Genomic DNA, 14,174 nt, shown 5'->3' with positions numbered 1-14,174 from the left:
ACCCGGGGCGGGGCCCGGCAAGGGCGCGGGGCGGGTACGGGCCTCGGTGTCAGCCGCGGGCCGCCTTCGACCTCCCGGTCCGCCGCAGGGCCAGGGACGCCGCACGGACGGCGCTGTTGATGGAGATCTCCCCGCGCATACCCGGCGCCGCCACCATGTCCCCCGCCAGGAGGACGCCGTCCCCGCGGTCGATGGCCGGGCGGTCGCGCCACGTGCTGCCCGGGAGGTCCAGCGCGCCGGTCCTCCCGCGTGCCTGAGCCGTCCGCTGCCAGGCCACCCGGTCCCTCCACCCGGGAATGCCCGCATCGGCCAAGGCGCGGGCACGCTCCCGCCCCTGCTCCGACGACTCGTCGCGGCGCATCGGCACCTGGAGCTGGTAGAGGCCCTCCCCCGGTGGCGCCGCGGTGCGGTCCTGCTGGGAGTAGCTCTCGAAGAACCCGCCGCCGTCCACATCGAAGCAGAGGAACGGGTCGTCCCGCTCCTCCTTCACCGCCAGGTCCATGAGCATGCAGTGTCCGCTCTCCCAGTGCAGGGAATCGTCGCCCAGCAGCCGCCGGGCCGAGGAGAGCTCCGTGGCGACGATGGCCGGGCCCCTGCCCTGGGGGATCTCGGTGAGGCGGGCCCCGGTCTCGATCGTCGCGCCGAGCATGCGCGCGCGGGCGGCGAGCCGGTCCACCACGGCCTGCCACCCGCCCGCCGTCCACCGGACGGCGGGCACGCCGAGGGCGTACACGCGGGTGAGCAGCCCCCAGACGAAGGCGGCGGACAGGCGCCCGGTGTCGGCGTCATAGGTGGCGACGGCGATGGCGTTCGCCGCTTCCTCGGCGGCGCCGGGGCCGTACAGCCGCGTCGCCCACGTTCGGAAGTCCTGGTCCACGGGGGCCTTGAGACGGCGTCCCCGGGCGACCATGCGCAGGACGGACGGCGGCGGTATCCGCCGCAGGCGCCCCTGGTGCAGCCACCTGGCCCCCGCCGCCTTCCTGACCGGCGGCCAGGCGAGCGGCTGCACCAGGCGGCGCTCGGCGAGCCACGTCCAGTGGGGGCCGTCGGCGTAGAAGACGTGGCCGCCCTCGTGGGCGAGGTAGGGGCCCGCGATGGCGCGCGCACGGCCGCCGAGATCGGCGTGCGCCTCGTACAGCCGCACCGCCGCCCCCCGCTCTGCCGCGGCGTTGGCGGCCACGAGCCCCGCGAGGCCGCCGCCGATGATGGTGATCTCTGAAGGCATGTCCGCTCCTTGCCACCGGCACCTGACCGCACGTGCTCCGGGCACCCCGCCCGGAGGAACGGTCCTCCCAAGGAGGACACGGCGGCGGGCCGATCCGTGACAGATCGCGGAACCGCGGAGGCAGGGGCGGCGGCGCCCGGCCCCCTCCTCCGGTGCCGACGGCGGGTCAGCCGCGCTCCTGGAGGGAGCCGTCCTCGATCCTCAGGGCCAGTTGCGGCGGTCCGGCGGGGCAGTCGGGGCCGTTGGGGTAGGAGGTCTCCGCGGCGGCGGCGAGTTCGTCGGAGAAGAGCGCCTCGCCGCCGGAGTCCCGGAGTTCGACACGGACGTCCATCCGATCCGTCGTCAGGTGCTCCACCTCGACCCTCGTGGCCAGACCGCCCGTCGGCTCCGAACGGGCGCTGCAGGTGTCGCCGTCGCACCCCTGGTCGACGGCCGCGGTCTCCGGGTCGAACCGGAGGTCGTACTCCTCGCAGTCGCCGCCGCGGCAGAGCTCCATGGTTCCGCCGTCGACCTCCGCCGCCTCAGCCGGGGCGACCGAGAGGGACACCCCCTCGATCGCGGCCGTCAACGTGCACTGCCTCCCGCCGCCCACCGCCGCGCAGGCCCCGGCGGCGGCGAGTGCGACCACCGCGTACCCCGCGCGCCGTATGCGGCGCAGCCGCCGCCCCGCCCTTCGGTGGGCCGCGCTCTCCATCGTCGCCATGCCCCTTGGACGCACCGGCGGCGCGCGGGGATGCCCTTTCCCCCCACCCGATCGGGAGGCTCCATGATCTTCCCGACCCCGGTCCCGACGTGCCATGATTCCGAGGTTTACGGTATGCGATATCCAGTACCGGGAAGAAGGTCCTCCCTTGTCCGCGTTGCGCGTCCTCGACCGCGAGCGCTCGGTCGCCTCCCGGGGGTACAGCCGGTGGCTCGTCCCTCCCGCCGCCCTCGCCGTCCACCTGTCCATCGGGCAGGCCTACGCCACCAGCGTCTATAAGAACTCGCTCATCGCCCATTTCGACACCTCGCAGACCGGGGTCGGCCTGGTCTTCTCGGTCGCGATCGTCATGCTCGGCCTGTCCGCCGCCGTCTTCGGCCCCTGGGTCGAGCGCGTCGGCCCGCGCACCACGATGTTCGTCTCCGCCGTGTGCTGGGGCTCGGGCTTCCTCGTCAGCGCCCTCGGCGTCGCCGCCGGACAGCTCTGGCTGGTCTACCTCGGCTACGGCGTGATCGGCGGCATCGGCCTGGGCCTGGGCTACATCTCCCCCGTGTCCACGCTGATCAAGTGGTTCCCCGACCGCCCGGGGCTGGCCACCGGCATGGCGATCATGGGCTTCGGCGGGGGCGCGCTGGTCGCCACCCCCGTCTCCGGCCGGCTCCTGGCCTTCTTCGACCCCGTCTACGACCCCGGCACGGCCGGGGCGGTGGCCTCGGGCGGGGCGCTGGTGGGCATGTTCACCGTGCTCGGCCTGGGCTACTTCGTGCTGATGATGATGGGCGTGCTGCTCATCCGCGTCCCTCCGGAGGGCTGGGTCCCCGAGGGGTACGACCCGGCGCGCACGGCCAAGGCGCCGATGGTGACCACCGCGAGCGTATCGGCCGCCAACTCCCTGCGGACGCCCCAGTTCTGGCTGCTGTGGACCGTGCTGTTCACCAACGTGACCGCCGGTATCGGCATCCTGGAGCACGCGAGTCCGCTGATCCAGGACTTCTTCCGCGACGGGGGCGGGACCGCCGTCACGGCGGTCGCCGCCGGGGGCTTCGTGGGGATGCTGTCGCTGTTCAACATGGCCGGGCGCTTCGTGTGGTCGTCGACCTCCGACATCATCGGGCGCAAGCCCACGTACATGGTCTACCTGGGCGCCGGGGCGGTGCTGTACGCGCTGATGGCCACCGTGGGCGGCGGGTCGATGCTGCTGTTCGTGGCCACCGCCTGCCTGATCCTGTCCTTCTACGGCGGCGGGTTCGCCACCGCGCCCGCCTACCTGCGCGACCTCTTCGGCACCTACCAGGTGGGGGCGATCCACGGGCGGCTGCTGACGGCGTGGTCGGCGGCCGGGGTGGCGGGGCCGCTCATCGTGAACGCCTTCCTCGACGCCGAGGGCGAGCCGGGGACGCTGACACAGGGCGCGTACCAGGCGCCGCTCTTGACGATGGTGGGGCTGCTGGTCGTCGGGTTCGTCGCCAACCTGCTGATCCGCCCGGTCTCCAAGAGGTTCCACGAGCCCGCGCGGGCCGGTACCGGTGCGGCGGCCGGGGACCAGGGCGGCGACACCGCGGAACGCACGGCGGAGGGCGCCGCACCCACCGGCGACGGCGCGGTACGGGCACGCGGCACCTGGCTGGTGGTGTCGTGGGCGATCGTGTCGGTTCTGCTGCTGTACGCGCTCTTCCGCGTCCTCTCCACTGCCGTGCTGCTCTTCGCGGGGTAGAGGGGCCGAAGCGGCGAGGGGGCGGGCGCTGCGCCCGGCCCCCTCGCCCCGGCACCGCGCACCCCCCTTGACTCAGGAGCACCATCCGGGCGACCGTGGTTGTCGGTAAGCGTTTTCCGGTCAGTGAATCAGAAAAACAGCATGATCAGTCACGAACACCCCAGAAAGTCCGGAAATCGCTTCCCTACTCCCCTGCATCCCCCACCGGACAGAGAGGAACCTCCGTGAGGAGAGCACCCCAACTCGCGGTCCTCGCCGCCGGGGCGGTCCTGGCCGCCTCCGCCGCCGCTCCCCCGGCCGCCGCCGACCCCCGACCGCCCGGACGCGACATCGGCCGGGAGACGCTCGCCGAGAACGACGGATGGGCATCGGCCGAGGGCGGCACCACCGGCGGCGCGGCCGCCGACGACGCGGACGTGTCCACCGTGCGCACCTGGGACGCGTTGAAGCGGGCGGTCCGCGGCGACCACCCCAAGATCGTCTACGTCGAGGGCGACATCAGCGCGATGACCGGCGCGGACGGCGCCCGGCTGGAGTGCGCCGACTTCGCCGACCCCGCCTACGACTGGGACGCCTACGTCGACGCCTTCGACCCCGGGCACTGGGAGGGCGGCGAGGACGGCCCCCTGGCCGAGGCCCGCGACCGCTCCTACCGGGCCCAGCGCGAGCACGTCCTGCTCACCCCGGGGTCGAACACGACCATCGTCGGGGTCGGCGGCGCCTCCCTGTCCGACGGAGGCATCCTGCTGGAGAGCGTGGAGAACGTCATCGTCCGCGATCTCGGGGTGCACGACGCCTACGACTGCTTCCCCGAGTGGCGCGGCGAGGACTGGGACGCCGAGTACGACAACATCGAGGTGTCGCGCTCCCGCCACGTCTGGCTGGACCACTTGACGCTCACCGACGGCGATACGCGCGACTCCGGACTGGAGCACGTCTACGGGGAGCAGGTGGACCGCCACGACGGCATGGTCGACGTGGTCCGCGGAAGCGACCTGGTCACGGTCTCCTGGAACGTGCTCGACGGGCACGACAAGACGATGCTCATCGGGAACACGGACTCCAACAGGCACGGGGACCGGGGTCGACTGCGCGTCACCGTGCACCACAACCACTTCACCGACGTGACGCAGCGCGCCCCGCGCGTCCGCTACGGCCAGGTGCACGTGTACAACAACCACTACACGCACGGCTCCGGGACGGACTACCCGTACCAGTACTCGTGGGGCGCGGGCGTGGAGTCGGGCATCTACGCCCAGAACAACTCCTTCGACATGGCCCCGGGGATCGCCCCTGAGGACACCGTCGTCTCCTGGGGCGGGACGGCGCTGTACGAGGAGGGAACCCTCTTCGCGGGACGGTACGTCGACCTCTTGGACGCCTACAACGAGGCGCACCCGGAGGCGCCCCTCTCCTCCGACGTGGGCTGGGAGCCCGAGCGGCACGGAAAGATCCACCCGACGCGGGCGGTGCCGCACCTGGTCCCCGCCAAGGCCGGGGCGGGCAGGCTGCACTGACGGACGCGGAGCGTCCTCCCGCCCGCTTCTGAAGAAGCGCGGGCGCCCCTCCTGAGGGCTCCCTCGGGGAGAGCGCCCGCGCTCCGCTTCGTCCCGGGCGCGGCCCCCTGCCCGCCCTGCCGCACGGGCGGCTTTGCGCAGGGTTTGCCGAACGCGGACGCGCGGGTGGTCATCCTCCGCGACGCTCCCGGCTAGGTCTCCGGGGGAGCGGCCGCAGGCGGGGCCGACCGGAGGAGGAGCGCGCATGTCCGCTGACCAGACCACCGGCGATCGGGACCCCCGGGCCGCCGGGACGGCGGCCGATCCGCTGAGCCAGGGCTCGCCGGGGGTCCCTGCCTCGGGGCGTGGGCCCGGCGGCGGGGAGCCGTCGCTTCAGCCGTACCACCACCCGACGGCGGGCTGGGGCGCGGCCCTGAGCGTGGCCAAGGTGCTCGCCCGGACCCGCGAACCCGTCGAGGGCCCGCGCTCGACGCTGGTGATGAACCACGAGAACAAGGGGTTCGACTGTCCGGGCTGCGCGTGGCCCGACGACCGCAAGGGCCTGAACCTGGACATCTGCGAGAACGGCATCAAGCACGTCACGTGGGAGATGACCCCCAAGCGCGCGGGAAAGGGGTTCTTCGCCGCGCACACCGTCTCCGAGCTGGAGACGTGGAGCGACTTCGCGCTCGAGGACCAGGGAAGGCTCGTCGGGCCCCTCGTCTACGACCCCCGCTCCGACCGGTACACCCCCATCGCCTGGGACGACGCGTTCGCCATGGTGGGTGAGGAGCTGCGGTCGCTGGACTCGCCCGACCGGGCCGCCTTCTACACCTCGGGCCGCCTGAGCAACGAGGGGTCGTTCCTCTACCAGCTCTGGGTGCGCGAGTTCGGCACCAACAACCTGCCGGACTGCTCGAACATGTGCCACGAGGCCAGCGGCCGGGCGCTCACCGCCTCCCTGGGAAGCGGCAAGGGCACGGTGATGCTCGACGACTGGGACCAGGCCGAGGCCGTGTTCCTGATGGGCGTCAACGCCGCGTCCAACGCGCCGCGCATGCTCACCCGCCTGGCCGGGGCGCGCCGCCGCGGGGCGCACATCGTGCACATCAATCCGCTGGTGGAGGCGGCGGCGGGGCGCACCATCGTCCCGCACGACTTCGCCGCCATGGCCACCTTCACCTCCACGTCCACCGGGACGATGAACGTCCAGCCGCGCATCGGCGGGGACCTCGCGCTGGTCCGCGGCGTCGCCAAGGCGGTGCTGGAGGCCGCCGAGCGCGACCCGTACGCCATCGACCGGGACTTCATCGACCGCCACGCGGAGGGGTTCGAGGAGTACCGGCGGATCTGCGCCGAGACCCCGTGGGCGGAGCTGGAGCAGGGGTCGGGCGTCTCCCGGGAGCGCATCCGCCGCCTCGCCGACGTGTACATGGGCTCGCGCAGGACCATCATCGCCTGGTGCCTGGGCATCACCCAGCAGGAGCACGGCGTGGACACCGTACGGGAGATCGTCAACCTGCTCCTGCTGCGCGGAAACGTCGGCAAGGAGGGTGCGGGGCCGTGCCCGATCCGGGGCCACAGCAACGTGCAGGGCAACCGGACCTGCGGGATCGACCACAGCCCCAAGGCAGCGTTCCTGGACCGGCTGGAGGAGGCGTGCGGCATCCGCGCGCCGCGCGAACCCGGCCTGGACACGGTGCGCACCCTTGAGGCCATGGAGCGCGGCGAGGTGAAGGTGTTCGTCGGCATGGGGGGCAATTTCGCGATGGCGGTCCCCGACACCGCGCGCGCCGCCCGGCTGCTGCGCGGGTGCGAGCTGACCGTGCACGTGGGCACCAAGCTCAACCGCAGCCACCTGGTGCACGGGAAGAAGGCGCTCATCCTGCCGTGCCTGGGACGCAGCGAGCGGGACGTGCGCGGGGGCGTCGAGCAGGGGGTGTCGGTCGAGGACTCGATGAGCATGGTGCACCTGTCCTATGGGATGAAGCGCCCGGCCTCCCCGCACCTGATGTCGGAGCCCGCCATCATCTGCGGGCTGGCGCGGGCCACGCTGCCTGAGAGCGCGACGCCGTGGGAGCGCTACGCGGACGACTACGACGCCGTGCGGGACACGATGGGGCAGGTCCTCGACGGGTTCGAGGACTTCAACCGCCGGGTGCGGCGCCCGCTCGGGTTCCGCATCGCCCAGCCGGCGCGCGAACGCGTGTTCCTGACCGGTTCGGGCAAGGCGGAGTTCTCCCTGGCGGGGGTGCCGGACTCCGATTCCGGGGAGGGGCTGCTCACGCTGAGCACCGTGCGCTCGCACGACCAGTGGAACACCACGGTGTACTCCGACGACGACCGGTACCGGGGGCTGCGGAACCTGCGCACCGCCGTCTACATGAACCGCGAGGACATGGGCGACCGGGGGCTGCGGGAGTTCGACCACGTCGACGTCACCAGTATCGGCAAGGACGGGTCCCGGCGCACGGTCTACGGGTACCGCGCGGTGCCGTACGACATCCCGCGCGGGTGCGCGACGGGGTACATGCCCGAGATGAACGCCCTGCTGCCGATGGGCGACTTCAGCCCGCAGAGCGACCAGCCGCTCATGAAGCACATGCGGGTGGAGGTGCGGAAGTCGGAGTGACGGTGTCCCGAGCGGTGTCCCGGACGGTCTCCCGAACGGCGGCCCCGGGAGGGAAGGGCCGGGCGGACCGCGCCGCCCGGCCCCCGTCGGGCGCTCAGCGGCTCAGGCGCCCAGGGGCAGGCCCTCCTCCTTCCTCTGCTGCTCCCGCTTCGCCTTCGTCCTGTGCCTCAGGCCGAGGACGGTGTCGACGGCCAGGAACGCCAGCAGCGAGATCCCGAACAGGGGGAGGAACACGCCCACCGCGACCGCCACGAGGGCGACGACGATCCGCGCGGTCCAGTCGAGGCGGGTGAGCGCCCCGCGCGGCACCGGGCGGCCGAAGGCGGTGCTCCGCCCCGCCTTGGTCGGCCGCCGCTGCCACCACATCCGGTAGCCCAGGACGATGAGCGTCAGCGCGGCCAAGGCCAGCGCGGCCAGGGCGATCTGGTTCGCCAGGCCGAACAGCAGGCCCATGTGCGCGGCGATGCCCCACTTGGTCACCTTGGCCATCAGGGGGTAGTCCTCGAAGCGCAGCTCCTCCACGACGCGGCCGTCGGCGGGGTCCACCGCCACCTGGTCCTGGTCGGCCGACCACCTGCGGCTCGTCTCGGCGACGGTGTAGGTCGCCCGTTCCGCGCCGGGGAAGGCGACCTCGACCGGTCCGTCGATCCCGGCGGCCTGCGCGGAGGCGAGCACCTCGTCGGGCCCCACGCCGCCGTGGGCGGCGTGCTCGGCATGGCCGTCCCCGTGGCCGCCGCCGGAGTCCCCGTGCCCCTCATGGCCGCCCGAGGACGCCTCCAGGCTGGGCGTCTGCCAGCCGAACGCCTCGCGCATGGAGCCGATGTTCGCCCCCGCCAGGTTCGACCAGGACAGGCCGGTGGCCGAGAGCGCGAGCAGGCCGAGGACGGCCCACGTGCCGACCGCCCCGTGCCAGGAGAGGGTCCGCCTGCGTCCGCGCGTACCGCCGCCCTCGGGCAGGAGCACCTTGCGCGGGCGGCGGTTGCGCCGTCCCCGTGTGAGCCAGAGAACGAGGCCTCCGGCGGCGATCACCCACATCCAGCTCGCGGCGAGTTCGCTGTAGATGCGTCCGGGGTCGCCCAGGTGGAGGTCCTTGTGCAGCTCGGCGAGCCAGGTCCGCATGGGCAGGGAGCCGCTGCTGCCGTAGGAGTCGTACCGCCCCAGCACCTCGGCGGTGTACGGGTCGACGAAGACGCTCATCCGCTTGCCGTCGTCGTCGGGCTTGGTGAACAGGACGCCGGTGCTCTGGTCGGGCTCGTCGGCGGGCCTGACGGCGTCCAGGGTCCCCTCGGGGTAGGCCTCGGCGGCGGCGTCGATCTGCTCTTGGAGGGGGAGCCGCTCGCCGCCCGCCGCGACTTGGAGCACATCCCGATAGGCCACCTGCTCCAGGGTCGGACTGAAGGCATAGACGAGCCCGGTCGCCGCCGCGACGGCGATGAAGGGGGCGATGAGGATTCCGGCGTAGAAGTGGAGCCGGAGCACCAGCGCGCGCAGTGCCGCACCGGTCGACGGGCGCGGCGGGGTTCTGTCGGGGCCGGTGTCGGGCCGACCGGCCTCGGCCTCCGGTGCGGCGTCGTCGGGACGCACACCCGGTTCGATGGACATGTCTGTCGCTCCTTGGGGTCTGCACGGACCAGGAGCCGACGGCGCGGAAGCGTATGGCGGTGCACCGGGGAACGGCCGAAGCGCGCGGGCACATGCGGCGCCGACCACGGGGGCTCCCTGGTCGGACGGATGCGGCGTCGGCCTGGACGGGGCTGGGCTTCACAGCCCGGTGAACCGGCGGTCGTGACGACGTCGGCCCTGGACGGGGAATGTCGTGCCGACCGGCCCTCCTGGCGGGCGGGCGCACCGCCTCTCAGAGAAGCGCGTCACCCGCGGGGCCCGAAGGTCCGGTCGGAGACCCCACCGGCGGGCCCCGGCGGCGGACCGAGTGGAGAAGCGGCGCCGGGTACAGCGCGCGGGCGGTGGTGACCGGCACCGGAACGGCGCGCGCGGGCAGGATCGGCAGGTCCGGGACCACCGGGAGGACCGCGCGGTCGAACAGCGCCCGCGCGTAGCGGGCGAGGGCGAACGCGGCCGCCTCGCCACGGCGGATCCACCACGCGGCGACGGCGGTGGCCGCGACGTGGGCCGCGATCATCGGAACGCCGCCGGTGAGCACCGATGCTCCGGCCCCGGCGGCCAGGTCGGCGGACCCGGCGGATGCGCCGGACGCCGCGGGGGCGGCGCCGTGGTGCCCGCCCGACGACTGGGCCAGGGCGAACAGCGTGTGCAGGGCCAGCTGTATCCAGCCGAGCCAGACCGCGACGGCCCCGAACCCGCGCTCGCGCGCCGTCCCGGCGTAGGCGAGGCCGAAGACCGGCAGGGCGGCGGCGAGCAGGCCGCCCGCGGGGATGCCGTGACCGGAGGTGGCCGCGTGCCCAGCCGCGCTGATGCCCACGCACACCGCCGTGAACACGGCGGCGCGTGCGGTGCGCAGCGGGGACGGGTCTGCCATGGCAGGACTCTCGCACGGGTACCGGGGCCGGCGACACCGGGGTGGCGCTCTTTACCCGTCCCCCGCATCCGTGCCTTCTCGCCGCGGAAACCGGGACGGCGTACCGGGCGTCCGAGGTCTTGGGCCCCCGGAGCCCGGATCGGTGCCGCGCGCGTCGTCCGGCCGGGGCCTCAGTAGGATCATCCGGCGTCCCCTGCATCCGGCCCGGTTCCCGCTCATCTCCTTCCCCTAGCGCGAAGTGGTGTTCACATGTTCACGGGCCCCATCGGCCTCGTCCTGGTCGCGTCCCTGGCAGCCGTGATGGCGGGCGTGAACATCCTCTGGGTGCAGCGTCCACAGGCGCGGAGGCGCAGGCTTCTGCGCGAAGGGGTCCGCACCGACGCAGAGGTCGTGGCGGTCGGCGACTTCGCCCCGCCGAAGCAGACCGAGCACCCCTTCACCCTCCGCTTCTCCTCGCCCGACGGCACGGTGCACCGCCACACCTTCACCAGCGGATTCCACGGCATCGTCCCCCAGCCGGGATGGACACTCCGCGTGGCCTTCGACCCCGCGGCCCCCGACAAGGCCGAGATCATCGACAACCCCTACCTGCACCCCGTCCCGGGGGCACCCGCCCTGCCACCGCCCGGTCGCGCCTTCACACTGGTCCGCTACTACGGCCCCACGTGTCTGGCCGTGCTCCTCACCGCCTTCGCGGTGCCGTTCGCGTTCACGCAGGCGCCGCCGCCGATCGTCCTGATCGGCGTCCCGTTCAGCCTGATGGCGCTCTTCGCCGTCGGCAGGCAATGGCTCTCCCTCGGCCACACCCGGCCCGGACTGTGGAAGGGCCCGGCCGAGGCGGCCGAGACCCATGCCGTGGTCACACACTGCTGGCTGGAGTACGGACGGAAGGGCCGGAAGTGGTACCCCTTCGCCGTGGAGTTCCGCCTGCCGGACGGGCGCCTCTTCCGCCGGGGCGTCCCCACCGGCTCCGCCCACGTCCAGAGCGCCACCGGCCAGGTGAGGCCGGTCGTCTACCACCCCTCCGACCCGACGATCGTGTACGCGGGGACGCCGAAGGCGCTCCGCCAGGTGCTCTCCCTGGGCTCCGGCCTCGCCCTCGGGGCTGCCGCGCTCCTCCTCTCCCTCGCCTGGGGCCCACTCCTCCTGATCGCGGCCATCGCCCTGGTACAGGCCTGAACCCCGCGGCGGCGACACCCCGGCGGCCGGCGTCCCATCTGCGGGGACCGCCGGCCGTCCGCAGGTGGAGGCGCTGTTAGCATCGGGCGCCACCTCCCGCCGCGCCCGCGGCCGGTCGTTCCTCGAGAGCAGAAGAAAGGGCGGTCGCCCCGGTGGATGACGTCAATCTCCCGCTCATCATCTTCATCGTCGCCGCCGTGGTGTTCGCCGGGATCAACATCGTCCGCGGTGTGCTCAGGCGGAGGCGGCGCAACAGGCGCGTCGAGGGCGGCGTGCGCAGCGAGGCCGAGGTGGTCGCCACCGGTGCGCTCGCGCCGCCCGAGCGGACGCAGGTGCCGTTCACCCTGCGCTTCCAGGCGCCCGACGGGCGCGTGTTCGAGCGCGAGTTCACCCGCGGCTTCCAGGGGATCGTCCCCGTCGTCGGCTGGCGGGTCCCCGTGCTGTTCGACCCGGACGACCCGGACAACCTGGAGATCACCGACAACCCCTACCTGCACCCCGTCCCGGGCGCACCGGAGCCCGTGAAGCCCCGCCCCGTGCTGCGGTACGCCGCCCCGCCCGTGTTCATCGCTGCGGCCGCCCTCTACGCGTTCCTGCTGGCGTCCGCGCTCTCCGAGGACCGGAACCTGCTGCCCGTCGCCGTCGGCGGCATCTTCACCCTCGTCGGCGTGGTCTTCCTGTTCGCCGGGATCGGCATCTGGCGCGGCCAGCGGCGCCTGCGCGAGGAGCCCGCCCGGACCACCGGCACCATCACGCATTCGTGGATGGAGGTCCGCCGCCGCACCGACTCCGACGGCGGCCGGACGACGCGCACCTACTACCCCTACGCGGTGCACTACGTCCTGCCCGACGGGCGGCACGTGCACACGCGCAGCTCGACCTCGACCAACAGGCCGCGCACGGTCGGCGAGCACACCGAGGTGCTCTACGACCCGTCCGAGCCCATGCGCTTCTTCGCCGAGGGCGGCTCCTCGATGAAGCTCATGCCCCTGGTGTTCATCGCATTCGGCGTCGTCTTCCCGGTCATCGGGAATACGATCGCGCTGTTCGCCCAGACGGGCTGACCTTGGAGCGGGGTCGGCGCGCCCCGGGCCCGCGGCCCCGGGACGGCCTGCTGGTACTGTTCCGGCGCGTCCCGCCGCGCGCCCGTGCCCGGGGCCGCGGCTTCCACCCGAGAACAGGAGCACCACCCGCGATGTCCGAGACCAGTGAGTACGCCGCCACCTTCGAACTGGTCGACGCCGACGGCGACGGCCGCATCTCCGCCGACGAGCTGGTCAGCCTGATGGACCGGCTCGGCGGAAAGGTGACGCGCGAGCGCGCCGAGGCCCTCATCAGCGCCATGGACGCCGACGGCGACGGCCTCATCACGCTCGAGGAGTACACCCGCTTCATGAACGAGCGCTCCTGAGGTCCGCCCCCAGGGGCGGTGCCCCGGGAGCGCCCTGAGGCCGTGCGCCGCCGCGACGGCCGCTAGCGCAGGTCGACCCAGACCAGGCGGTGGTCGGAGGCGGCCGCCGCCTTCTCGGACGCCGGGTCGTCGGTGGTGGGCCAGTACACGCCCGAGCCGCGCACCGGCAGGCCGCGCGAGGGCAGCACGTAGTCGACGCGCAGGTTGCCCGGCGCCGCGTCGTTGAAGTCGCCGGTGTCGTGGGCGGGGTCCCCGGTGTGGTCGGCGTTGGCACCGCCCTGCAGCTCGGCCGCCTCCGTGCCGCCGTCGGAGCGCGGCACCTCGTCGGCGTTCACCCGGGGCGCGTCCAGCAGCCGCCGGATGGCCCGCGGGTGCCCGTCGCCGTCGTGGGGGTCGGTGTTGAGGTCGCCCGCGACGACGAACCGCGAGCCCGGCTTGAGGCCGCCCCGCCGCCCCTCGTCGTCGTAGATGTAGCGGCCCCGGCCGGGCGTCGTGTAGTCGGCCCAGAACCGGATCTCGTCGTGGTTGCGCAGCACGTTCCTGCGCTCGGGGCCGTCGAAGGCCGGAGGGGTGGGGTGCGCGGCCAGCAGGTGCACCGGTTTGCCGCGGCCCACCCGCACGGGCACGTCCCAGTGGCTCTTGGAGGACAGGCGCAGCTCGGCCAGCTCCTCCTCGGAGTAGAAGCCCTCGCCGGTCCCGGGGTCCTCGGGCAGCAGCGCCCCGGGCATGTCGGCCCAGCGGAACTCCTGGAAGGTGCGCACCCTGTCGGTGTCGACGGGGTACTTGGAGTAGACGACCATGCCGTACTGGCCCGGGTACCGCCCGAACCCGAACGCGTCCTCGGCGTAGCCGGGCTCGCCGGGCTCGGTGACCGCGTTCCCGTCGTTGTCCAGGTCGAAGCCGGAGGCGACGCCGGTGTTGACGGGGGCGGTGTAGCGGTAGGGGTAGTCGACGGGGTCGGCCCCGCCCTGCCCGACCGACAGGTAGTTGCGCTGGAACAGCTCGGCGGCGCGCCCTTCGGCGTCGTAGTCGAACTCGTTGACCAGCAGCACGTCGGGCTCGGCGCGCTGGATGATCTCGGCGACGGCGGCCGCCTGCTCGTCGTCCGGCGTGGACAGGTCCTCGATGAGCTCGCCTTCGGCGCCGCGGTGCAGCGAGGAGTTGTAGGTCGCGAACCGCACGCCCTCGGGGCCGGGGGCGGGGCCCGCCGGGTCGGGCGCCGCGTGCGCGGGCGCGGTGGCGAGGACGGGGGCGAGGGCGGCCGCCGCGAGTGCGGCCGCGCCTGCGGATCGGGGGCGGGGGCTCATGCGCACCTCT

Annotated in this window: 11 protein-coding genes; 6 read left to right on the top strand and 5 right to left on the bottom strand. The window is 73.5% G+C overall.

Annotated elements, in window-relative coordinates; genetic code table 11:
• Window positions 1-49: 49 nt before the first annotated feature.
• Both D476_RS0102970 and D476_RS0102965 read right to left on the bottom strand, forming a co-directional pair.
• Window positions 50-1,225: an FAD-dependent oxidoreductase gene (locus tag D476_RS0102970; RefSeq protein WP_017622500.1), complete on the bottom strand. Its 1,176-nt coding sequence runs from the start codon at window positions 1,223-1,225 to the stop codon at window positions 50-52.
• A gap of 166 nt (window positions 1,226-1,391) precedes the next feature.
• Window positions 1,392-1,928, bottom strand: a complete 537-nt coding sequence (locus D476_RS0102965) for a hypothetical protein (protein ID WP_017622499.1) — start codon at window positions 1,926-1,928, stop codon at window positions 1,392-1,394.
• Between the two features lie 157 nt (window positions 1,929-2,085).
• Between D476_RS0102965 and D476_RS0102960 the strand changes: the two genes are divergently transcribed.
• From D476_RS0102960 to D476_RS0102950, 3 genes are all read left to right on the top strand, one after another.
• Window positions 2,086-3,642 (top strand): OFA family MFS transporter, encoded by a 1,557-nt coding sequence (locus D476_RS0102960; protein WP_017622498.1) that lies wholly within the window; start codon window positions 2,086-2,088, stop codon window positions 3,640-3,642.
• 224 nt (window positions 3,643-3,866) lie between these two features.
• Complete coding sequence (locus D476_RS0102955; protein ID WP_017622497.1) at window positions 3,867-5,159, top strand: pectate lyase family protein; 1,293 nt, start codon at window positions 3,867-3,869, stop codon at window positions 5,157-5,159.
• A 244-nt stretch (window positions 5,160-5,403) separates the two neighbouring features.
• On the top strand, window positions 5,404-7,770 hold the full coding sequence (locus D476_RS0102950; RefSeq protein WP_017622496.1) for an FdhF/YdeP family oxidoreductase: 2,367 nt from the start codon (window positions 5,404-5,406) through the stop codon (window positions 7,768-7,770).
• A gap of 102 nt (window positions 7,771-7,872) precedes the next feature.
• On the opposite strand, the gene D476_RS0102945 is transcribed toward D476_RS0102950, so the two are convergent.
• Window positions 7,873-9,372: a PepSY-associated TM helix domain-containing protein gene (locus D476_RS0102945; protein ID WP_017622495.1), complete on the bottom strand. Its 1,500-nt coding sequence runs from the start codon at window positions 9,370-9,372 to the stop codon at window positions 7,873-7,875.
• A 253-nt stretch (window positions 9,373-9,625) separates the two neighbouring features.
• Window positions 9,626-10,267 carry a hypothetical protein gene (locus D476_RS31900; protein ID WP_017622494.1) on the bottom strand — a complete coding sequence of 214 codons (642 nt, stop codon included), beginning with the start codon at window positions 10,265-10,267 and terminating at the stop codon, window positions 9,626-9,628.
• Window positions 10,268-10,516: 249 nt separating this feature from the next.
• Between D476_RS31900 and D476_RS0102935 the strand changes: the two genes are divergently transcribed.
• The 3 genes from D476_RS0102935 (at window position 10,517) to D476_RS0102925 (ending at window position 12,857) form a co-directional block, all read left to right on the top strand.
• Window positions 10,517-11,446 (top strand): DUF3592 domain-containing protein, encoded by a 930-nt coding sequence (locus D476_RS0102935; RefSeq protein WP_017622493.1) that lies wholly within the window; start codon window positions 10,517-10,519, stop codon window positions 11,444-11,446.
• 152 nt (window positions 11,447-11,598) lie between these two features.
• A complete protein-coding gene (locus D476_RS0102930) occupies window positions 11,599-12,510 on the top strand; it encodes a DUF3592 domain-containing protein (protein WP_017622492.1) in 912 nt (303 codons plus the stop codon).
• A gap of 131 nt (window positions 12,511-12,641) precedes the next feature.
• Window positions 12,642-12,857, top strand: a complete 216-nt coding sequence (locus D476_RS0102925) for an EF-hand domain-containing protein (RefSeq protein WP_017622491.1) — start codon at window positions 12,642-12,644, stop codon at window positions 12,855-12,857.
• A gap of 62 nt (window positions 12,858-12,919) precedes the next feature.
• Here D476_RS0102925 and D476_RS0102920 read toward each other — a convergent pair whose 3' ends face one another.
• Window positions 12,920-14,164 (bottom strand): endonuclease/exonuclease/phosphatase family protein, encoded by a 1,245-nt coding sequence (locus tag D476_RS0102920; protein WP_026123171.1) that lies wholly within the window; start codon window positions 14,162-14,164, stop codon window positions 12,920-12,922.
• Between the last annotated feature and the right edge of the window lie 10 nt (window positions 14,165-14,174).

The organism is Nocardiopsis chromatogenes YIM 90109, assembly GCF_000341185.1.
In the GTDB taxonomy this organism is placed as follows: Bacteria; Actinomycetota; Actinomycetes; order Streptosporangiales; family Streptosporangiaceae; genus Nocardiopsis_A; species Nocardiopsis_A chromatogenes.
Note: the sequence above shows the minus strand (reverse complement) of the source record. Positions and strands in the feature narration are given on the sequence as shown.

Excerpts from the sequence above, each read along its gene's own strand:
- D476_RS0102970 (WP_017622500.1), bottom strand. The coding sequence starts at position 1,225 with ATGCCTTCAGAGATCACCATCATCGGCGGCGGCCTCGCGGGGCTCGTG.
- D476_RS0102965 (WP_017622499.1), bottom strand. The coding sequence starts at position 1,928 with ATGGCGACGATGGAGAGCGCGGCCCACCGAAGGGCGGGGCGGCGGCTG.
- D476_RS0102950 (WP_017622496.1), top strand. The coding sequence starts at position 5,404 with ATGTCCGCTGACCAGACCACCGGCGATCGGGACCCCCGGGCCGCCGGG.
- D476_RS0102945 (WP_017622495.1), bottom strand. The coding sequence starts at position 9,372 with ATGTCCATCGAACCGGGTGTGCGTCCCGACGACGCCGCACCGGAGGCC.
- D476_RS31900 (WP_017622494.1), bottom strand. The coding sequence starts at position 10,267 with ATGGCAGACCCGTCCCCGCTGCGCACCGCACGCGCCGCCGTGTTCACG.
- D476_RS0102935 (WP_017622493.1), top strand. The coding sequence starts at position 10,517 with ATGTTCACGGGCCCCATCGGCCTCGTCCTGGTCGCGTCCCTGGCAGCC.
- D476_RS0102925 (WP_017622491.1), top strand. The coding sequence starts at position 12,642 with ATGTCCGAGACCAGTGAGTACGCCGCCACCTTCGAACTGGTCGACGCC.
- D476_RS0102920 (WP_026123171.1), bottom strand. The coding sequence starts at position 14,164 with ATGAGCCCCCGCCCCCGATCCGCAGGCGCGGCCGCACTCGCGGCGGCC.